This window comes from Nostoc sp. FACHB-892 (assembly GCF_014698795.1).
Classification (GTDB): domain Bacteria; phylum Cyanobacteriota; class Cyanobacteriia; order Cyanobacteriales; family Nostocaceae; genus Nostoc.
Window position 1 is genome coordinate 62,064 of record NZ_JACJTR010000032.1, and the last position, 21,161, is coordinate 83,224.

Annotated in this window: 17 protein-coding genes; 10 read left to right on the plus strand and 7 right to left on the minus strand. The window is 35.4% G+C overall.

The features are described from left to right. Positions 1 to 39 precede the first annotated feature (39 nt). Complete coding sequence (locus H6G96_RS29290; protein WP_190916111.1) at positions 40 to 708, plus strand: hypothetical protein; 669 nt, start codon at positions 40 to 42, stop codon at positions 706 to 708. A 128-nt stretch (positions 709 to 836) separates the two neighbouring features. After that, on the plus strand, positions 837 to 2,690 hold the full coding sequence (locus H6G96_RS29295; RefSeq protein WP_190916113.1) for a DUF262 domain-containing protein: 1,854 nt from the start codon (positions 837 to 839) through the stop codon (positions 2,688 to 2,690). A gap of 115 nt (positions 2,691 to 2,805) precedes the next feature. Here the strand turns inward: H6G96_RS29295 and H6G96_RS29300 are convergent, their stop codons facing one another. From H6G96_RS29300 to H6G96_RS29310, 3 genes are all read right to left on the minus strand, one after another. Continuing rightward, complete coding sequence (locus H6G96_RS29300) at positions 2,806 to 3,762, minus strand: response regulator (RefSeq protein WP_190916116.1); 957 nt, start codon at positions 3,760 to 3,762, stop codon at positions 2,806 to 2,808. A gap of 11 nt (positions 3,763 to 3,773) precedes the next feature. Beyond that, positions 3,774 to 5,201: a HAMP domain-containing sensor histidine kinase gene (locus H6G96_RS29305; protein ID WP_190916118.1), complete on the minus strand. Its 1,428-nt coding sequence runs from the start codon at positions 5,199 to 5,201 to the stop codon at positions 3,774 to 3,776. 824 nt (positions 5,202 to 6,025) lie between these two features. Beyond that, positions 6,026 to 6,199 (minus strand): hypothetical protein, encoded by a 174-nt coding sequence (locus H6G96_RS29310; protein WP_190916120.1) that lies wholly within the window; start codon positions 6,197 to 6,199, stop codon positions 6,026 to 6,028. 318 nt (positions 6,200 to 6,517) lie between these two features. On the opposite strand from H6G96_RS29310, the gene H6G96_RS29315 reads away from it, so the two are divergent. Beyond that, positions 6,518 to 7,711 (plus strand): PhnD/SsuA/transferrin family substrate-binding protein, encoded by a 1,194-nt coding sequence (locus H6G96_RS29315; protein WP_190916122.1) that lies wholly within the window; start codon positions 6,518 to 6,520, stop codon positions 7,709 to 7,711. Between the two features lie 27 nt (positions 7,712 to 7,738). Continuing rightward, positions 7,739 to 9,751 (plus strand): serine/threonine-protein kinase, encoded by a 2,013-nt coding sequence (locus H6G96_RS29320; protein ID WP_190916124.1) that lies wholly within the window; start codon positions 7,739 to 7,741, stop codon positions 9,749 to 9,751. 99 nt (positions 9,752 to 9,850) lie between these two features. Here H6G96_RS29320 and H6G96_RS29325 read toward each other — a convergent pair whose 3' ends face one another. Both H6G96_RS29325 and H6G96_RS29330 read right to left on the minus strand, forming a co-directional pair. Next, positions 9,851 to 10,798 carry a 5'-nucleotidase, lipoprotein e(P4) family gene (locus H6G96_RS29325; RefSeq protein ID WP_190916127.1) on the minus strand — a complete coding sequence of 316 codons (948 nt, stop codon included), beginning with the start codon at positions 10,796 to 10,798 and terminating at the stop codon, positions 9,851 to 9,853. 237 nt (positions 10,799 to 11,035) lie between these two features. Next, on the minus strand, positions 11,036 to 11,572 hold the full coding sequence (locus tag H6G96_RS29330; protein ID WP_190916129.1) for a thermonuclease family protein: 537 nt from the start codon (positions 11,570 to 11,572) through the stop codon (positions 11,036 to 11,038). A gap of 698 nt (positions 11,573 to 12,270) precedes the next feature. Between H6G96_RS29330 and H6G96_RS29335 the strand changes: the two genes are divergently transcribed. The 6 genes from H6G96_RS29335 (at position 12,271) to H6G96_RS29360 (ending at position 19,638) form a co-directional block, all read left to right on the plus strand. Then, the gene (locus H6G96_RS29335; RefSeq protein WP_190916131.1) at positions 12,271 to 12,489 is read left to right on the plus strand and encodes a helix-turn-helix transcriptional regulator; all 219 of its coding nucleotides are present in this window, start codon (positions 12,271 to 12,273) and stop codon (positions 12,487 to 12,489) included. Positions 12,490 to 12,618: 129 nt separating this feature from the next. Continuing rightward, positions 12,619 to 15,957, plus strand: coding sequence for a tubulin-like doman-containing protein (locus H6G96_RS29340; RefSeq protein WP_199339786.1), 3,339 nt, complete (start codon positions 12,619 to 12,621; stop codon positions 15,955 to 15,957). A 10-nt stretch (positions 15,958 to 15,967) separates the two neighbouring features. Further along, positions 15,968 to 17,101, plus strand: a complete 1,134-nt coding sequence (locus H6G96_RS29345; RefSeq protein WP_190916133.1) for a substrate-binding domain-containing protein — start codon at positions 15,968 to 15,970, stop codon at positions 17,099 to 17,101. 173 nt (positions 17,102 to 17,274) lie between these two features. Next, a complete protein-coding gene (locus H6G96_RS29350) occupies positions 17,275 to 17,820 on the plus strand; it encodes a hypothetical protein (RefSeq protein ID WP_190916135.1) in 546 nt (181 codons plus the stop codon). 385 nt (positions 17,821 to 18,205) lie between these two features. Then, complete coding sequence (locus H6G96_RS29355) at positions 18,206 to 19,228, plus strand: HNH endonuclease (protein ID WP_190916137.1); 1,023 nt, start codon at positions 18,206 to 18,208, stop codon at positions 19,226 to 19,228. A 68-nt stretch (positions 19,229 to 19,296) separates the two neighbouring features. After that, positions 19,297 to 19,638: a hypothetical protein gene (locus H6G96_RS29360; protein WP_190916139.1), complete on the plus strand. Its 342-nt coding sequence runs from the start codon at positions 19,297 to 19,299 to the stop codon at positions 19,636 to 19,638. Positions 19,639 to 19,835: 197 nt separating this feature from the next. Here the strand turns inward: H6G96_RS29360 and H6G96_RS29365 are convergent, their stop codons facing one another. Together H6G96_RS29365 and H6G96_RS29370 are read right to left on the minus strand one after the other, a co-directional pair. Then, complete coding sequence (locus H6G96_RS29365; RefSeq protein ID WP_190916141.1) at positions 19,836 to 20,759, minus strand: transposase family protein; 924 nt, start codon at positions 20,757 to 20,759, stop codon at positions 19,836 to 19,838. 208 nt (positions 20,760 to 20,967) lie between these two features. Beyond that, positions 20,968 to 21,161 (minus strand): Hsp20 family protein (locus H6G96_RS29370; RefSeq protein ID WP_190916144.1); only part of this gene is annotated, 194 nt, incomplete at its 5' end.

The following is a 21,161-nucleotide window of genomic DNA, read 5'->3' on the forward strand; positions in this document are numbered from 1 at the left end:
TAAGTAATATTTTATGAGCTACATTAATGGAGAAAAACAATGAAGACAAGAATACAGCAAATATTAACTGAACTTGAGTGTGTTCAAGAAAGTTTCTTAGGATTGTCTGATGATATTTGGCTAAATATTGAACATAATGATTCCCAGGCAGTTCAGAAAGGTTCTGAGTTTAAAGTAGCTTTTAACAAAAAACTACATGAATTTAACCGAATCTCTAGTGAAATCTCTGATTTAATTGAAAATTACACTAATATTCATCCTGAATCAATAGATATTGTTCAGAAAAGCTCACTAGAGCATGAGCGTATTATACGAGAACTTGATTCTAGTGAGCCTCATAGTATTGAAGAGACTTTTACATTTAAACGCCCTTATGGTTTTGTATTTGAAGGGCAAGCTTACAAAGATGTAAAAAATTGGCAACGCCTATATAGATTATTTTGCAAACAATTAGCTAAAAAGAACATTCAATTATTCAAAGAGTTCATAAATAGTACAGATGCTAAAACTGTCCGTGGTAATGTATTTTTTGCATCTGAGAAAAAGGTTTTAAGGAAAGCATTAGAGATTGATAGTGCTATCTATGCAGAAGGTAATTTATCTGCAAATGACATTCGGGACAGAATTAAAAGTTTGCTAAATGCCTTTAAAATAGAACCTAAAGAATTATCAATTTATCTACGTGAAGATAGAAATGCAATGGAATAATTATGTGACGGCATCCACAACTTTGAGCAGATGTCTTGGCTTATCCTCACTAATTAATTTTGAACTGGTTATTGATATTCGACACTTTTCACGAAGCATTCAAACAAGTTATCAGAAGAAATATCTATATGTCTACATTTGATTCTACTAAAACAAGACTAGAGACTTTACTGAAAGATATCATCACAGGTGAAATTCAACTACCCGATTTCCAACGGGGATGGGTTTGGGATGATGAACACATTCGTTCACTGTTAGTCAGTATTGCGCGTTCTTTCCCTGTGGGAGCAATTATGCTGCTTGAGGCTGGTGGTGATGCTAAGTTTAAAGCCCGGCCTGTTGAGGGAGTAGATCCAACACAAGCAACACTTGATAAATTGAAAAAGCTTATTCTCGATGGGCAACAACGGCTGACTTCATTAACGCAAGTATTAATATTTAAGCAACCCGTTCAAACTCGTGACTCTAAGAAAAAATTAGTACAGCGTTATTACTATATTGATATTGAAACGGCCTTATTAGGGCCAGAACATTACGAAAGCGCAATTATTAGCATTGATGCAAATCGTATTCAAAAAGAGAACTTTGGGCGTGATGTCAAACTTGACCTCAGTACGCCAGAAAAGGAATATGAACACTTTTACTTTCCTTGTAATGAAATTCTCAACGCAGGTACTTGGGAAGTAGGATTAAATAAGTATGATGCAAATCATGGCTCAAATAAATTGAGCCGCTATATGGAATTTCGTACCCAAGTTCTTGATGAATTTCGTTATTATGAGTTACCCATCATTGAACTCAATCGCAACAATAAAAAGGAAGCTGTTTGTCTTGTCTTTGAGAAAGTAAATACTGGTGGTGTTAACCTCTCGGTTTTTGAACTTTTAACTGCCACCTATGCTGCTGATAACATCAACTTGCGGGATGAATGGTTTGGTAATATTCAAGAAGGAATTGAAGGGATTCAACCGTACCTCAGAAAACAACGTTTATTACATGAAGTTGAACCGACAGAGTTTTTCCAGGGATTAACGCTACTGTACAGTTTGGAGAAACGCCAGCAAGACTTAAAAGCAGGTAAAACTGGCAAGCAAATAACAGGTGTGACTGCCAAGCGCGAAGCCGTTCTATCTTTAACTGTAGATGCTTTACAAAAATGGAAACAGCCTCTTACGCAGGGTTATTGGAAAGCAGCTAAATTCTTACGTCAGCAATCGTTTTTCTCAACTAGCGATTTACCCTACCGCACTCAACTTATTCCTCTTGCCGCAGTCATGGCGTTGCTTGGCGATCGCTGGCTGGAACCAAAAATCCATGAAAAAATCGCCCGTTGGTTTTGGTGCGGTATCCTTGGCGAATTGTACGGCGGGGCAGTTGAAACTCGCATGGCTTTGGATATTCAAGAGCTTATCGACTGGATTGAAGATGCTAAGGAAGAACCTGCAACTGTTCGGGATGCTAATTTTCAACCTGCACGTTTAGGGACTTTGCGTTCCCGAACTAGTGCTGCATATAAGGGTATCAATACCTTGATTCAACGTGAAGGTTCTCAAGATTTCTTTTGGAAGTCCACTATTCGGGATTTGGATGAAAGCGATTGGGAAGAGCGCAGACTCGATATTCATCACATTTTTCCCAAAAGTTGGTGTGACAAGCAGGGTATTCCCCCATCTCGCTATAACTCTATCCTCAACAAGACTCCAATATCGTTTAAAGCAAATCGGATGATTGGCGGTAAAGCTCCAAGTGAATATCTGGTTCAACTTCAAAAGCATGACAGTGTTCAGCTAGATGATGCAGGTATGAATGCAATTCTGGCAACTCATCAAATCGACGCAATAACACTTCGACAAGACGACTTTGAGGGTTTTATGGCATCGCGTCAACGGATGATACTTGCCAAAATTGAAGTTGCTATGGGCAAGCCTATATTGGCTGTGGATGATTTGGTGTTGGCTGATGTTGCAGATGAGGAGGAGTAATTAAGGAATAGATTAGTTTATGACTTGATGCTTTGATACCAGCCACGTCTTTACTAAACCTTCTTCTCGAAATACGTTTATATTATTAAACTGTAACATTGCTAAATATATAAGCTTAAGTAAATAAGCTCTCTAGATAATTTTCACAGTTTTTATCTAAAAAACTAATGATTTTATCTTGAATATTTTTATGACCAAATCTTTCAAGGATAATTGTATTTCCTTCTTTACGAAAATATAACCGATAATTTTTACCAACTCTATACTCAAAATGAGTTATGGCAGTATTGACTATACGTGTAATTCTATAAGCCGAAGGATTCTCTTTAATTCGTTTTAAGTAAGACTGTAGTATAAAAAACTGTAGTCTGTCAGAAGTAAATATTTTTTTGACATCGGATAAGAATGTAGGAGTCAAGAAAAAACCATAAAGGAATGGAATAATAGAATCAAAACTACCAGGAATTAAGTTAAGAGTATCAGCAGCTTTTTTGTAAGCCTGAGCAATTTCGCTTTCTTTATTACTTGCTTTTTCTAAGTCATGAATTAACTCGTTATAAGCTGCTTTTAAAGCTTGATATTGATCTAACAACATAGCTGAATCAGCATTTAACTTTTCTATAGAGTCAAGTAATCCCATTTCTTGAAGTAGCTGATATGCAGATTCCCAATTTTCTTTCTCATCCACATATATATATCTACGCTCTAACGCAGAAGCGATAGTTATATAAAACTGTACTTCTGATACTGGCTTAATTAAATGCCCAATTGCTCCAATTTTAGCGTATTCTCTCGCTAAAGGAATACTACCATCTCCAGTAATAACTATAATACGGTGCTGGCAATAACTTAAATCAATATATTCTAATAAATTCACTCCTTTTTCATCACCAAGATTATGATCGAGTAAAATTAAATCAAATGGTTCACATTCTTCTTCACTTTTATCTATAGCCTCTATTGCTTGATCAACATCTGCTGCTTCTACGTAAGTGTTATTTTCTTTATCTAAAAGAAACTTCCACTCTCTACGAATAAAAGCTTCATCCTCAACAATTAAAAAATGCGCCATAATTACCTTGATTAATCAGATGTTAATGGGAATTGAAAACTGACTCTTGCACCTTTATCAAGATTTATTTTTTCTACTTTGCCGCCATGTAAGCATAGGTAAGCGAAAACTATCATGCTACCATTGCCAGCTATTTCGCCAGCACTTCTATTTAAACGCTCAGAAGATTCATAAAGCAGTGGCAGTATATCTGAGGGAATCCCTGGCCCATTATCCTCAATATCAATAATTGCTGTATTGTTGTTACTGTGACAGCGAACTGAAATATAACCTTGGAAACTATTATTTTTAAGCTTACGGCGATATTTTTTAAGTGCTGCGCTTGAATTATATAAAGCATTCTTTACTATGCTTCTCAAATGCCAAGGATTACAGTTTATCCATAAGGGAGAAGAATCGAAATCGAAATCTATTTTCCAATTATCGAGACTAGGTGGCAAATTTTGGCTCAAATATTCAATTTCTTGTTGAACTAGGGTTGCTTCACTCTCTATCCTTGTTGTTCCCCTTAAATCTTTGACAACCCAATCTAATGTTTTGAGCGTTTCGTTTGCTTCTAGTAAAAACTCAATTATAGGCTGATAAACTTCTAAATTATATGTTTTGCTTATTATTTCATTTATAATTTTAGGAGTGCAACTTAAATTAAATAATAAAGGAGCTTTATATATATCATGAACTATATTTTGAATATCTGAGTCTATTTTTAGTAGGATATTTTTCAATATACTATCCAGTTCTTGTATGCGATTAGCAATTACTGAAGAAAAGTCTTGTTCTATAACTTGTCCAAATACACTATTAAATGTTATTATTTTCAGCAGTTTATTTTCAAGTTCAAGCCTTTCTATTTCTTTATCTTTAAGTCGCTTTTCATATTTTTGCTGATCAATTTGCTTTTGCGTTTTGTAACGATACGTTATCCATTGAATTATACAAAACAATAGTATCCCCATCGTGAGTAACATTATAAAAGTTAAGGTGTATACAATATTTACTCCTTTTAGATTAAAAGGTTTTCGTAACCAAAGTAGCTGAGAGGTAATAAAATTAGGGCGATTAACACGGATATAATAAATTCTCCCAATAATTTTGCCTTTATTAGTTCTACCAGTTTTAAGCCTATTTCCAATATAAGAATTTTGATAGAACCTTTCAGCAACTACTGGAATAGGGTCTTTTAAATAATCAAAAGGGCTATTTACTATATCACTAATAGTATATGTTTGATATTTAGAGTTTGTACTAAATAATATTTTTTGTTTAGGACATTTATTTTCTAAACTCTTACAGTCTGTGATTACTAAGCCAAATAAGCCATAGTTACTGTCTAAAGTTCTTTGTAACTCTTCCAAATCACCTTTTATAAGTGTATAAGATACTTTCATAGGTAAAGTATAAGATAAAATATTAAAATCAACAGTTTGAACAGCAAACATACTGCTGTTATATCTTAGATAATTCCCATAATTAAGAAATAGTGTCATACTGAAAGATACTATTAGTATAGAAAATATTTGTTTTATCTTTGTATAGTTACTTTTCATGTTTAATTAATGTACTTAATGTACTAAACTATTTTATTTATTAGTTTATAAAATTTTATCTAACAGTTAGTTTTTGAAGTTGGATGCTGATTAATAATATAAAAAATGGATGTATATACTGTGAGGAATAAGTTGCTGAACAACTTAGAAACACGTACTTTTAATTTCCGCATTTTCTCAGTTTTTTAATTCTGATCGCTATATTCAAGGGTCACATCAATGCTGTCATACTGAATCAGATTCATGACATTCATGTTAGTATTCTTGAAAAACTGGGTAAAAATGCCTATAACCAAAATAGGAACGTCATATTATGAAAGCAAAATATCAAAAGCCTTGTACTAAAAATATTTCTTCTGTTATGATGCCCAGTTCAATAGCAAAAACTACATAAGTTAAGTATTTTTTATATAAATATTGCAAAATTAATACTCTGCCAAAATAAGAGCCTACCAAGATTCTGGCAAAATCTGCCAAAATTTCTATATATAGGCGTTTACCTTATAAGGTACCTGAGACTGCCAGAACCTTTATACTGTGGACAATACGTTAAAAATTTTGTGGGAAACCTTAAAGGAATTTTTAGGACTTATTGTTTTTGCGAAACCTCAGAGAATAGCGAGTTAATAGTCAAAGCGTCGTCAACTCACCCTGTTAAATTGGCGGAAGTATTAAAAATAGTAGGCATTAACACAGATGACGCAATTACTTATATCTTAACGATCGCGGAATCGCCGTCTTATGTTAGTTTCTATAGCGGTTAAGGGAATACTGATAATAATTACATTCCCTGCATCATGCAAGACTTTTTGAAATTGTTCAAACCCAAGCCTAAAGCAGTTCAGCCAACCATCAAAAGTTATGGGCAACTTAGCTGTGGTATTGGACAACAGCAAATTCAATCAAGAATGGACTCGCTGTTCGCTAGTTCGCTAGTTACACTGAAAAGCCGTATATATTTTGGTGCGATGGTAACAAACCTGGCCCGAATTTAGAACAAGTCCTGAAAAAAGCCATGTGTTAGGGAGAGCCGATTTTTCTATATCGCTGTGGTTGCAAAGTACAACCACCTCCGAATGCATACTACTGGCGAATTATGAAACACCCATCCATAAGAATTTACCAGCTAGAGATTTAGGCGAAGGGTAAATTAATATTTTGAAGCAATATGTTTTTTAAAAAACTAGCTAAATAAAATAGAGGCAATTATGGGAAATGACAGAACAAAATGGAGATTTTTGATATTAGGGATAGCTGTAGCCGGATTTGTAAGTATTCCTTTTGCCAATTATTGGCAAAGTCCTAAAATAAATGAAAAGTCTTTAGTTATTGGGACTTTAGGCAGCCCCAAATATCAACAATCGCTTGTTAAGTATTTAAGAGATGAGCTTAGTCCTAATAATTTCATAGATTTTATTTTAAGGAAATCTATTGATGTTCGTGTTGACGGTAATGAAAACCTTTCTTATCAAGATGCTAAAAACGCGTTGATACAGAAAAAGTGGGACATAGCTTTTACCTTATCTCCTATGCTTTCAGTGGTAGCTAAAGATAACAAGTATCAATTTGCTGCCAGAATGTTTCCAGATAGACCATCATTTTACCAATCTGGTATTTATGTCCGTTCAAATAGCTCTATATATTCTCTTAAAGATTTAAAACCAACAACCGTCATTGCTTTAGGAGCATTTAATTCAGCATCTAGCTTTTATATGCCTGTATACGACTTATTTGGTAAGACTTTAAAAATTAATATGGGGCATCGAGGAACTGCAATCAGAGAAATGCTTAAGAGTGGAAATGTGGATGTAGGAGCAGGAGCAATTGGTGATACAGTTGACCCGAATGACCAAGATTTCCGCATCATTCATCAAAGCCGTAATATTCCTAGTGCTGGAGTTTATTTATCACCTAATCTTACAGAACAAGACCGTAACACAATAAAAAAACTATTATTAAATGCTCCAAAGGCAATAAAAAAACAAGCAAATTATGATGCAGATAAAGAACCTGATTATAGTGCATTTTTAGGAATTGTAAGACGAACAGAACAAGTATTGTCCTGTTCAAATTTCCAAAAAAATCCTGTTTCTTTATTCTGTCAGTCTCCACAATCCAATGTTTTATCTGAAAATACTACCACAAATGGTGTTATTGGTACAGTTAATGGATGGAAAGCAATTAGTGAAAAAGTTATTTGGTTGAACTTAGTTAGCGCTTCTGACAAAAGAATATATAACGTTGAAATATCACGGGAAATTATTAATCAAATTCCAGGTATTACTAATATTGTAGAGATTAATAACCGTAAAATCCAAGTAAATTCCCAAGCTAAAGAACTCACTGATGCTTCTTGGATAATAAGAATAACTCAAGCAAACCAATTGGTACTGCTAAATTAAATATAATTTTGTTTGGAGAGCTATTTTGTGATTTACTCACCTAATTTTAATTTTCTAAGAATTCATGAAGTTTATTTAGTTGAGATTGCTACATTAGCTGAAAGGTATTTTCAAGATGATCCTCTTGCTTGCCTAACTAAACTACGGCGTTTTGGAGAATTACTTGCTCAGTTAGTGGCGGCAAAATTAGGAATTTATGTAAAAAGTGATGAAGATCAGTATCGTCTACTCAAACGCTTAAAACAAGATGGTTGCATTCCTCAAGAAGTTTATCGGCTGTTTGAACAAATTCGTTGGACTGGCAATCAAGCAATTCATGGGGATCTAGGAGATCATCAAACTGCATTAGACACTCTTCAAATTGCCTGGAATTTAGGTATTTGGTTTCATCAAACTTTTAGCAATAATCCAAACTTTAAAGCAGGGGCTTTTATCCCTCCGCCAGATCCGCATCAGGAAACAGAAGCGCTTAAAAGACAATTAGAAGCACTACGTAAAGAAGCTCAAGCCAATCGTGCTAATGCTGAAATTGCACAAGCTCAATTGATTCAAGAAGCAGAACTAAGGCAATTAGCTGAATATGAAGCTCAACAAGAGAAACTTAATGCCGAACGAATAAAGCAACAATTAGAGCAGATGCAAATATTGGCTCTAAACAAATCAGCTGTTAGTTCTCAAAAAACACATATTCTCATGTCCCAGGCAGCTAGTAATCTAAATTTACAAAGCATTAGATCATCAACGACTACGACAATACCCATACTTTGCTTAAACCCTGATTGTGATTACGAAAACCCACCTAGCTCTAAGTATTGTATTAATTGTAGTTCACCTTTAATTTTAAATAAAAGATATATTCCTATTCGTTTTTTAGGACAGGGCGGATTTGGGCGTACTTTTGAAGCTATCGATATAAACAAACTGGGCACTCGCTGTGTTATTAAGCAATTATTGCCAACGCAACAGGGAACAAAGAAAAAGCAAGAGTTCTTAAAACTATTTGAAAGAGAAGCACAGCAGTTAAATAACTTAGGAAACTATCCTAACATCCCTAATTTACTAGCTTTTTTTGAAGAGAATGAACATTTTTATTTAATACAGGAATTTATTGAAGGGAACAATTTGTATCAAGAAATATTAGAGCTAGGAAAACTTTCAGAACAAGAAGTAAAAATTCTTCTTGAGCAGTTATTGGAAATAATACAATTCATTCACAAAAAAGGGGTAATTCATAGAGATATTAAACCAGAAAATATTATTAAAAGACAAGATGGCTCCTTTGTTTTAATCGATTTTGGAATTTCTAAAGATACAAACTTAGAATGTAGTATAAGTAGCCACATGGCGACTCTGGTTGGTACACCAGGATATGCACCTATTGAGCAGTTACGAGGTCGAGTTTATCCGTGCAGCGACCTTTACGCACTAGGTGTGACAGCAATCCGATTGCTAACAGGTATTTTTCCAGGTAATGGGGTTGATGATAACCTTTTTGACGAAAATAATAATATTTGCGAATGGAGAAAATATTGTAAAGTTAGTAATAAATTTGCCAAAATTATTGATAAAATGCTTACTTTTCAATATCAAGAGCGTTATCAGACAGCAACAGAAGTTATGCAAGAGTTAAGTTCAAAGTCATCGGGTATATCTAGGCAAAAAATTATAGGATTAATACGCATTACCTTAATATTTATGTTTCTTAGTACAGTAATAATTCAACTATCTTTGAGACTTAATAAGTTCTATAATCCGGTTCATGGATCTGATGTAAACTATCAAACTAAATTATTAATTACTGGACAAATACAACAATATAAACGTGAAAGTAACAAATTAACTTTCACATTATTAACTAAAGAAAGCCAAAGTTTCTTGATAGTTATAAGTCCTAATCTTTTAAACCAAGTTGCTAATGCTCCGCCACCTTATGGTCTAATAGGTAAAACGGTAAATGTTACTGGAGTTCAGCCTTTAGCTCAGAAAAATACGCTTTTACTTCAGATTCAAAAACCTGAGCAACTTCAAATTAATTTATGAAGAGCTTTTAGGAAGGTTTATAGAAGCTAATGTCTTGGGAAACGCAGGGCAGTATCATACGCTCTATTCGTACCTTGCAAACTGTAAGTTGGTAAATAGTTATTTATCAGATAGCCAACGGATTAAAGACTCTTTACGTTGTTGATTTTTCTGTGATGGACTCATATCCCAAGCATTTTGTTTTTGAACAGCTTGGGGACTATACAATCCTGTCTCCCAATTGCCATACATAGGATTCGGAAGGGCAATATATGCAGGTTCAATTGTTTTACTCTTGGGATCTGCATCAAATATTCCGTAACGCTGGCGATTATTATCGACATGACTGCGTCGTTCCTGATTACTCTTGCCTGCTGTCTCATCAAAATCATTGAGATTATCGCCTAGTAGAGCAATTACGGTATATTTTTTTCCATTAGCTTTACCATTTTCTATAGCTTCTCGTCGCCATTGCTTTGACGTATTTTCTTTACCATCAATAACTTTAGTAAACTCACCCTTTAATAATACTGTCGTAGTATTAACACCTTTAAAACCAACTGATTTTAAATTATTGATAGTTGCTATCTCCAAATCATTGTTTTGGCTACCTTTTGTACTACTCCTATCCCGGTTAGAAATAAAAAAGACTGTACCACCATTATCGATAACATAATTCACAAACTTGGCTGCACCAGGGACAGCCTTAGCTTTGGCTACTGCCACCCATTTATTCCATGTTGACGATTCAAAACTATTGTTGGTATCAATAAAACCAGCTTGATAAGCACTATTATCAAGAACTGTCTCATCAATATCAACAATGATGGCCGGTTGGCGTACTTTTTTAGCTTTGGCTTGCTCAAAGATAAGTTTGGCTATATTGAAAGCTTGGTAAGTGAGGGACTGATATTCCCCTGATTGCTGTACCCAATTAACTGCTAATAGGGACTGTTCGTTTAGCTGTGCATTAGTAATATTTGCTGTATCTTGTTTGAGTCCTAAAAGAAGCAAACTTGATGTGACTAATGTAGAAAATGTAATGAGCTTAAAATATGGGTGATACATTTTAGAGATTCAACCTAAGTATTTAGCTAAGTAAATATCTACTGTAAGCAGATTTATCTGTACAGTTCTACACTTATAACATACTTAGAAAAAATGTCACCTAAATTTTCAAAGATTAGGTTAGTTTTAATACTCCGCGTTGTAGTATGCCTGTTAGTAACCCAGTACTTCGACTAGTCAAGAACTTGAGAAGATTTATGTGAAACCTTGCCAGGGCAGGGTGTAGTGGCAATAATCTCAAGGCAACTCTAAGTTGCTTTGGCTCCACACTCCAATATGAGATGCTTTTGCTATCTCTTGAGCTTTTTCAAAAGCTAGATGATTTGGGCATTCTAACCCGGAATTACGCGTTTTAGCTAACCCATCTTTGAGCAATTCCTCTTGAAAGCTGATATCAGCCTCACCCTTGCCGTAAGCCATCACTTCAGCAACAGTACGCCCCTTGAGGTCTTTTCCCACGGGAATGATCATCAATTGATTATCGGCAGCTGCGACTAGCTTGAGCAGTTTCTGTTTTGCTTTATTAGCCAATGTTTGTTCCGGTGCTTTACCTTGTTTCATTTCAGGGACATCAATGCCGCAAAGCTCAACTTCCATTTGACTGCCATCGGTTTGCCCAACTGTGATGCTGTCCCCATCTGCCACTTGGGTAGCTATCCATTCTTCAGTAAATGCGATGGATGGCTGGTTAGTACCTCGGAAAATCAAGATAGCGCTGGTGATAGCTCCAGCGATGGTAGTTAAAATTATGCCAGTTCTCCACAATGGCTTCATGTTGCTAGCTCTATTGTTGCAATATAAGAAACCACAATCTTAACCGCATTAAACCATTACTACGTCAAACTTATAGATGGGTGCATTTAGTAATTCTGTTATGAGTCGTTCATTCCAAATCAAGATATCAGAAAACCGAGAAGAATGGCAGAAGTAGTGGTTATGTTTGCAGAAAAGCGAGCAATTCCCATTGCAGCTTAAACGGGATGTTACAACCGATTCTCTCTCATACTCTAGTTAAGAATCTTACTTCGGCTAAAATTAGTGATTATTTTGCTCAGACTACTGTTGAGTTAAGAACCATAAAAAATCATTTGACAAGTAGGATAATAGCCAAAGGCAGGTTCTTAGATCCACTTCAGCGACAATCACGGTTACTCCTGACTCCTGAATTGGAAGAGCTATCCGAGATATCAATCACAGACTTTCATAGAGAAAAAATGTTTACTCTTGAAATGAAGCTGTAAGTATTTATGCTGAATGATGAGGATAAGTGTGATCGCGGCTTTGGTGTAACTTTTTCTAGTTGGAATTCAAGTTCAACATCACTTAAAAATTTTCTTAATTAAAACAAAAAAATATTATAAAAATATATTTTAGGCATATTCACTGATGTAAGTCAGGATTTTGTCTAGTTAGGATGTAACAAATAATATAGCATTGGCTAATTAAGCAGAAGGGAAAGTTTTTTTCGTTAAATGATTATAAAAAAAACCTTGGCTATTAACCAGCCAGAGGTGGGGCAGCTCATTCGTGATCTGCGACTTGCCTTCGGGCTAACGCAAGAACAATTTGCAGCCACTCTAGGCGTTACTTTTACTACGATTAACCGTTGGGAAAATGGACGTTCCAAACCGTCGCCACTAGCAATGGGTAGAATTGAAGAAATGTTAAAAAAAATGGCTGACAAAGAGTAATATTTTTTAGCTAAGTATTTGCTAGATTAGTATCAACAAGATACTTTTATTGTTAAACGTAAAACAATACAATTAACACAACCAATTTAGTGATTTTTAGATAATACAAACTACTACTAATTCAAAATTATGGCAGACTATGTAGGTATGACTCCGACTGTAGTCATAGGACTAGGTGGAACTGGAAAAGAAATATTAATAAAAATTCGGCGGATGATTGTAGAGTCTTATGGCTCTTTAGATGCTCTGCCTATCGTATCTTTTTTACATATAGATACAGAGCAGAATGCCAAAGTTTCAGAAGCGCAAAATGTCTTAAAGCAAAACATTGCTCTTAGACCTTCTGAACAAGTCTGGGCTAAAGTAGAGAATGCTAAGGCAATGCTTAATCAACTTTCTTCCTATGATTATTTAGCCGAGTGGTTTCCGAGTCAGTTAAGAGGAACAGATTCAATTTTAGCGGGAGCCGGGCAAATTCGCTCTTTAGGGAAATTCGCATTTTCTGTTAATTATCAAACTATCAAAAATAGTTTCAGCAATGCTTTAGGAAGAATTGTTGGACATGAGAAATTTTTGTTAGATAAACTCGGGCTACAACTTGATAAAGGAGTAAACATTTTTATTGTTTGTTCTTTATCAGGTGGTACTGGTTCAGGAATGGTACTTGACCTAGCTTATAACTTACGTGATTGGGTTCCTCCTTCAGCCATGCCCCAAACATCAGCTTATTTAGTCTTACCTGGAGCATTTTCAGGATTAGGCGATCGTGTCATAGCAAATGCCTATGCTGGTTTAATGGAACTCAACCATTATTCTCGCAACGATACTCGTTTTGAGTGCCAGTATAGTAGTAACGCATCAGATCGGATTACTTCCCAAAGTAGTCAAGATGTACCTTTTAACTTCTGTTATCTTGTTGGCAATAGTAATGATAAAGTCACCTTACCTAGCTTAAACTCCGTATTGGAAATGGTGGCTCAAAATGTATTCTTAGATTTTAGTTCAGGATTTAGTCAGTACAAAAAATTGGTACGAGATAATATTCGTAAACAATGGGCAAGTCCTGACTCCCTTGGTTATCCTCAAAGTTTTATCGCTTTCGGATTAGCTAGTATTCAGTTTCCGATTCAACGAGTACTTCAAGCTTGTGCATCTCGTTTAGCAAAGCGTGTTGTCACATGGTGGGAAAATCCTACACCAGCCCCAGGAGCGATGCGGGATTTAATTCAAACAGAAATTCTACCTAGTCTTAATCTATCTGAATCAGATAGCCAGCACCAACTTCTTGATAGCATTAGTCTAGGGAACAACATGAAACCCTACACTAAGGAAGTCGCTGATTGGATAGCTATTTTACGTAAGCGTCGTAATGATTTAAACATTCCCTTTGAGAATCTACAACGTTTTATCTCCGTTGAACAGGAAAAATATAACCCTCATTTTAATGATGGTGATACTGATCCCAGGCGTTGGAGTGATTACTTTCAAAAGATGTGGGACAATCTGAATCAGTTAAAAGCTCAAAAGAAGCAAGAACTTCGCCAGATTGTTCATCAGATGATTGAAGACCGTTTCCGAGGCCCTAAATTTGTTCGTCAATTTTTAGAAGTTCTGTTAGAGGTATTTAATAATTACCGCAGTCAATTTGATCAAGAACGGCAAAAAACTTTTCTTCCTAAAGAGCAGTCTGCTGCTAATGCATTACAAGTTCTACTGAAACAAATCGACAATCATGCTAAACAGTTTAATCCACTGAATAAAAAGACAGTGATTGAGGAAGACTTCAATGCAATTATGCAAGCACTTCAATCAATATACACTTCTAAGGTAGAAGTAAAATCTCGAACTCTAGGAGTTTTATTATTAGATGCTCTGAAGGAGGAAATTAATAGCTTAATTGTAGATTTAACTGCTTTTGATCAAGTTATAGAAACTCTTCAAGCTCAACTGACTGATCGAGAGCAAACTTACATAGGTGAGACAGGAACATTAACTGTTAATGGAATATTACTTTATAACCCTAAAGATATAGATCAAGCATTTAATCAAGTTTTAGAAGGGAAAACAGAGACAATATTTCAGACTGTTTCTCAAGATATCCTAGATGATTTAGGAATTCATCTATTTGACTTGTATTCTTTTGATACACTCCGAATTAAAGATTTATTTGAAAGACTTTTAAATCGTTCTGTTGATGAGTTTATAGATAAATCACAATTACAAGTTTCGGCTGCTCGAAAATTTTTAGAACAATATCCTACCTTAGAACAGCAAGAAGCTCAAATTAAAACTACCTTTGAAAAAAGTGAATCGTTCTTGCGCTTTAGCCAAGAACAAGTAAATCTAGGATGGGAGAATAAGGTTGAAAAACGTCAAACTCTAATTGGTATTCAAGGCGGCAGTAAACCGACTGATGTAGCTGTCGCTGCAATTTTACCTCAAATCCGTAAATCTAGTACTCTTACTGATAAAGATATTAGACCTTTAAATGATCCCCATCATATCTTTTTTGTTCAAGAAGTTGGCGCTTTTCCCTTGCGATTAATTGAAGGGCTGGAGAAGATGCGAGTTATTTATCGAACTATTTCTCAATCTGATAAAAATCCCTTGCATACTCATCAAGATTACCGTCAGTTTGAAGATATTATGCCCTCAAGCCAAGAAGAGGTGCAAGTTAAGCAAAATCTGCTTTTAGCTAAAGCATTAGGATTAATAATTCAACATGAAAATAAAATTACAGGATTTGATGAAATTCGTTTTTCCTATCATGATAAACAAACAGGTATCGAGAAAATACAAGTGTTAGGAGAAAATTGGCAAAAAGCTGAGGAAAATCTTTTAAATGATCAAAATCGCAAAGTAAGAGATATTCTAGCTGATTCTCTCAAAAAAATTGGTGAAAATGCCACAACCAAAACCCAAAAGCAGCAGTTATATCAAAAGCTAATAAGTTGTTTGAAGGAAATAGAAAATACTTTTATTGGTGGTAAAGATAATCCTGATTATCATAAAGCAGAAACAGCACTTGAGGAATATATCAAGCAACACAGTCTGATGATTATTTCTCCATTACTGAATTCATCAGTAGTAACTGAGCCTAACAAAATTCCGACCAATCATCAAAATAGTGAAAACCTAGAAAAGTTTAAAAAGCTAGTTATCACTTGTTATAAGAGCGGCAGCCCTTCTTCCACAGAGTTGCAGCTTTTGGAGAAGTTTCGTCAAAAATATAATATTTCTCAACCAATTTTCGAGCAGATTATCGCTGAATATAATCCTAAAAAGGATATAGTAAATGCGATTGGTGAATATAGTTTAATGTATCAAGCTTTTTTAGGTAATGATCATCAAATAGACTTAGATGAACAAGCCCAGTTACTTGAACTGCAAGAGGAATTAGGATTAAGTAATGAACAAGTCGCTAGGATTGAAGCAGAATTTAATGTGTTGAATAATTCTCAAAATTAAAGAGGTATTTATGACTGATAACTATAGTTATAATAATGTTCAATGTTCTAAATGTGGGCACGATCAGAATTCTTCAACTGCTCGTAAATGTGAGATTTGTGGCAAACCATTGAAAAAAACATCAGTTCCTCCCTTTGTTTTTGCAGCTTTGGCGGGACTGATAGTTGCAGGAGGTGGATATTTTGCTTTTCAAAGTAAGTTAATAGGTAAAAGTCCTTCAGAGCCTACTACTAATACTGTATCTATTCCTACGGTTTCAGAACCTTCTAAATCACAAGCAATAACTAATGAACAGCCTAACACTGTTCAGGAAACTCAATCTACTCCTCCAACTTCTATTGAATCTACTGCTGCGTCTATTGATATATCATTACCTAATCCAACTGTATTAGCTATGGATGGTAGCACAACTATGGTTGCTTTGATGCAGAAATTGCGTAATGCTTATGCTCAAATTAACCCTAATATGCCTACTATTTATGGGCAACCTGATGGTTTTCCAAAAGGCTCAACTAAAGGTATTGAAGCCTTAATGAACAATTCTGTAATTATGGCAGCAACTTCCCGCCCTTTAAAACCTCAAGAAGCACAAGCCGGAATTCAAGTAGTAACGATCGCCCGTGACGCAGTAGCAATTGTAGTAGGTGTTAATAATCCTTTTAAAGGCAGTCTTACTCAAGAGCAATTAAGTCAAATTTATCAAGGGAAAATTACTAACTGGTCACAAGTTGGGGGTGTAAATGCTCCTATCAGAGTAGTTAATCGCGCCGCTAGTAGTGGCACTAGAGACTTCTTCCAAAGTGTTGTACTGCTAGGTCAGCCTTTTGCAAGTGATAGTGCTAACTTTATTACATTTCCAAATGATGAAACCACTGGAATACTTAGGTTATTAGGTAACGATGGTATTAGCTATGCTACTGTTTCGCAGGTTGAAAACCAACAACTAGTTAGAGTTGTACCACTTAATGGCATCTCACCTGTGGACAAAACTGCAATTCAAGATGGCAAGTACCCCATTAGTCGTAATGTTTACTTAGCTATTCGTAAACAGAATAGCCCTGCGATAAAACAGTTCATAGATTTAGCACTATCTCCTCAAGGGCAACAGATTGTACAGCAATCAGATTTCATCCCTTTAAAGTGAGCTTTTTATTAAACTAAAAGTTTTTCACAGCATTATGTTTTCTAACTTTTGCTTTGTTGCGATTAATGTTTTCTTTATAGCTCAAACATACTCCATATTTGTCTATAACCTTACTTTGTTTGACTCATAATGAACTTTTTATGGCGATTATCACAAGATTTAAAGGAAAATAGATGTTACTTATTAAAAAGCACACACTATTATTAATAACAGGATTATTAGCACTAATATTGTTTAATGCCAATAAATCAACTGCTAGTCAAAAATGGGTAAAAGTAATTACTGATGAAGACCAAATAGCCAACTATCTTGATTTGAATTCTATACAAAATCAAGGGAGAGAAAAGTCTTATACAACAGCCAGGATATCTCCTAAACAAGTAACAAATGACGAGGAAATGTTTCTTCGTCGTCCTTATCACGGGCAAAGATGTCCATGTCCTTATGATTTTGCGATAAATGAATCGCATTGTGGTGGACGGGCTAGCGGTAAGACTACTTGTTTTGCACCAATAAAAGCACAAAAGTTATTAGTTTCAAATTCCGTAAATTGCAAAACAAGAGTACGCAGTATTCTTAAGATTGATGTATACGATATAAAAGACAAGTTAATTACTACCTATTCAGCAGATACTATTACAGGTGGCGCATATCCTGTAGGAGTAGAAGTTAGTGATAGAGCAGAACTTAGTATTATTAAAGCTGTTTGCAAAAAATAGAGCTTGATTACAAAACAGAATACAAGATATTGGTCGTACTGACAAAGTAGTTACTCTGGCTATCGAGAAGCTGAACGAGATAATGAGGGTTATTGGACTTACGAGCGGTTTCTTTGTTTAATTCAAGTACATAATACCAAACTAAAAACTGGCTCACATAATGTTGATTGCTGTATTAGTAGAAATTTTATTTAAATCGCTAATAAAACGGTTAAATTAGCATTATACTTCAGTTTTTGACTCATCACAGATTAAAGCTATAAGTTCTTCACTATCTCTTTAAATATTCCCTTGGAAGTTCATGATTAATGCTGATGTGGTTCTTAGCTTTAACGAGAGAAGCTGAACTAAATACTAAATTATCAAAACAACAGTTTACTAAAACATGGATTTCATCAACCAAGCACGAAATTTTGCGGATACGCTCAAAGATAAAGCACAAGAAGCAGCAACTAATACAGCAAAGGGGATAGAAGAAGTAGTTGATGGAATCAAAAATACTACTGTAGAGATTACCACCTCAAGTATTAATGCAATTAATGATTTACCTGCAACAGCACAGCAGGGTTTTCAAGCTGTACAAAATATGGGTAAAGCATTAGAAGGCACTGCAATTGGTGTGACAACTTCGAGTGTAGCTATAGCTGAGGCATTACAAAACTTGCCTAAGACAGCTGCGGAACTAGCCCTAGAGATGCCCAAGATTGCATATAGATTGAGGTATCGTGCTGGTCTGAGAACTGGGGATTTACCTCGCTCTGATACAGATGTCATGAAGCTGTTTGAGAAAATTCCCGGTACATCAAAGCTAGGAGGTAATGAAAGAACCATCCGTGAATTCTTGAGCGATAAACATGGTAGCCATATTATTCCACGCTCCCAAGGTGGCTCAAACGGTGCTGACAACATTGTGTGGGAAATAGGTGTTGATAATCTGCGTCGCGGAGCCGAAGTGATGACTGTTGGGGAGCAGTTTTATATTCGGGTTTACAATGCCGTAGATTCTATTATCTGCAATTCTGGAACAATTGCTAGGCTAGGGATCACTGCTACAGGAACCGCTATTCTCACACAAGTTATAGTCACAGCGATTTCATATTCCTTGGATCTTTATCGGGGTGATATTACTGTAGAAGAGTACAAACATTTAATTGTAGAAGCGGCAAAGGCAGCAGGCATTGCGACACCTATTGTTTTTCTAATCTTAGTGGCTGTATTGGCGTTATTTCCAGAATTTACAGTTATATTGTCAGCACCAGTGGTTGTGGCAGGATTCAATTCATTATTTGGTATAAGCATCGCTATGCCAATTATCCAATCGCTACTCCGTCATGCTCAAGCTGGTGGTTTTGGCACAGAAACTGCTGATGCTTATAAAAATGTGCTTGGTGGTTCTGCACCTGCTTGAGATTTAAAGTAAGTATTACACTTCTATTTGGGCAATATAGGTTTAGCACCTTTTTTCTATCCAAATAAATGAGATTTTTATTCAAGTTACTCGGTTTAATATTACTACTAGCCGGAGTTTACTTTCTTGGTCAAAATATCTACTTCAGCACCAATGTATATCCCTATTGGTGGCGTGGTATAGCTGCTGATGGTTCTATATTATTTCTGACTTCAGGAATTCTGATGTTATTTGTCTTGCCCCGTCAGGAAAAGGCGTTAGGTTGGGTAGCGCTGGGTATAGGAATACTTCTGATTTTTTTTAGTAGCCGCGCTGTCCTCACCCCTACAAGTTTATGGCAGTTCTGCGTTTCAATGGCTTGTTTTGTTGGGGGATATCAATTGTTTACTACAGGTCGCTTGAATATTTAAACTCAATCCTGTTTTGTCTCTTTGAGAGAATGCAATAACCGAAAAGACATCTCCGAAAACAGTTAAAGCCTTTGTTTGAACAGGCTGTAGCCCGTAAATGCAATCATCTTAAATTAGCTAGTCTGTACGATAAAATAAGACTTTGAGATATTTACTGTTGATAATTAGGCAAAAATATCTAGTTATATGCGGTAATTTCAACCGGATGATATAGCCGATATTTCTAAGGGTAATATTAGCGCTCGAATTCGTAACCTTACTAATCCACAAATCGTTAAAATTACTTGCTCATATTTGTGTGGATTTAACCTAAATCTTTCTTGGACAACTCGAAATATTTTGACTGACCGAATTCGATGTTCAACAAAGATTCGTTTAGATGAAAATACTTTGTTTTGTTCCTTCTGTTCGGTAGTTAGTTCTCGATTTCTTGGTTTCTTAATTGGAGTTGTAATTAAATCTTCTCCAATATATGCCTTATCTCCTTTAAATCTTTGTTTGGCATCAAACTCTGAGCGATATTCTCTAAATATCGTTATATCGCTTTTTGGACCAGGCTCACCTGCCACAGCATCAACGATATCACTGCCATCAGGTAAAATAATCATTTGGCTTTTAAATGTATGATTACTCTTCTTACCTGAGAAATATTTCTTTTGCTCATTATTATCTCCAGGTCTTTCTCTCACTTGTTCATAGCTATCTATTATTAATTCGTAATCTGTGAGTATTTCTTTTACTACTTCATAGTCAGAAGCGTTTTTTTTTACTTGTTCAATCAAGCTGGATGGCATTAACTCTCGCAAGTAAGGCAACCAATAATTAAATGTATCGTTCGCTGTAGATTCACTGACTCCAAACTGGATGCCCAAAAGTTGAAAGGTTGTCAAATGCCGAAGATAAACCAATGTTAAAATTATTTGTTCTCTTAGAGATAATTTTTGTTTTCGACCTCCACCACCAGCAATAATTCTCACTTTCTGGGATTCTAATAAAGCTTGTTTTTCATAATGCAATCGTTCCGCATTTTGAATTAACTGTTGTAACTGTTCGTACTCCAGACCAATTAAACGCTGTGTTTCTTTAGGATTCTCTTCAATATACTTCAGTATGTTGTTCATATCTCTGTGTCAAAAAAGCTCTTTAATGTTCTTTTAGCACAGAATGTTACTATTTCGGAGAGGTCTAAAGAGTTGCGAAGCTTTGTTTTCCAGTTCTTGTCTATAAATTCTTGCTCCCCTACAGACGATTGTTACAAAAGAGCTTGGTTATGAGATAACCAAGCTCTTAGCTATCTCAATCAATCATTGGAGGTAGAGAAGTTTCAGACTATGCAGTAGGAATTTCTAGATTAACCTTGACAACTTTGTTCTTTTCTTGCTCAGACTTGGGCAGTGTCAGATTCAAAATGCCGTCTTTATAATCTGCGGTGACATTGGTATTTTGAATTTTAGCTTTAAAAGGAATTACACGCTGGAACTTGCCGTAGTAAAACTCGGAACGAGTACCTTCTTTATGTTCTA

Excerpts from the sequence above, each read along its gene's own strand:
- H6G96_RS29290 (WP_190916111.1), top strand. The coding sequence starts at position 40 with ATGAAGACAAGAATACAGCAAATATTAACTGAACTTGAGTGTGTTCAA.
- H6G96_RS29295 (WP_190916113.1), top strand. The coding sequence starts at position 837 with ATGTCTACATTTGATTCTACTAAAACAAGACTAGAGACTTTACTGAAA.
- H6G96_RS29300 (WP_190916116.1), bottom strand. The coding sequence starts at position 3,762 with ATGGCGCATTTTTTAATTGTTGAGGATGAAGCTTTTATTCGTAGAGAG.
- H6G96_RS29305 (WP_190916118.1), bottom strand. The coding sequence starts at position 5,201 with ATGTTTGCTGTTCAAACTGTTGATTTTAATATTTTATCTTATACTTTA.
- H6G96_RS29315 (WP_190916122.1), top strand. The coding sequence starts at position 6,518 with ATGGGAAATGACAGAACAAAATGGAGATTTTTGATATTAGGGATAGCT.
- H6G96_RS29325 (WP_190916127.1), bottom strand. The coding sequence starts at position 10,798 with ATGTATCACCCATATTTTAAGCTCATTACATTTTCTACATTAGTCACA.
- H6G96_RS29330 (WP_190916129.1), bottom strand. The coding sequence starts at position 11,572 with ATGAAGCCATTGTGGAGAACTGGCATAATTTTAACTACCATCGCTGGA.
- H6G96_RS29335 (WP_190916131.1), top strand. The coding sequence starts at position 12,271 with ATGATTATAAAAAAAACCTTGGCTATTAACCAGCCAGAGGTGGGGCAG.
- H6G96_RS29340 (WP_199339786.1), top strand. The coding sequence starts at position 12,619 with ATGGCAGACTATGTAGGTATGACTCCGACTGTAGTCATAGGACTAGGT.
- H6G96_RS29345 (WP_190916133.1), top strand. The coding sequence starts at position 15,968 with ATGACTGATAACTATAGTTATAATAATGTTCAATGTTCTAAATGTGGG.
- H6G96_RS29350 (WP_190916135.1), top strand. The coding sequence starts at position 17,275 with ATGTTACTTATTAAAAAGCACACACTATTATTAATAACAGGATTATTA.
- H6G96_RS29355 (WP_190916137.1), top strand. The coding sequence starts at position 18,206 with ATGGATTTCATCAACCAAGCACGAAATTTTGCGGATACGCTCAAAGAT.
- H6G96_RS29360 (WP_190916139.1), top strand. The coding sequence starts at position 19,297 with ATGAGATTTTTATTCAAGTTACTCGGTTTAATATTACTACTAGCCGGA.
- H6G96_RS29365 (WP_190916141.1), bottom strand. The coding sequence starts at position 20,759 with ATGAACAACATACTGAAGTATATTGAAGAGAATCCTAAAGAAACACAG.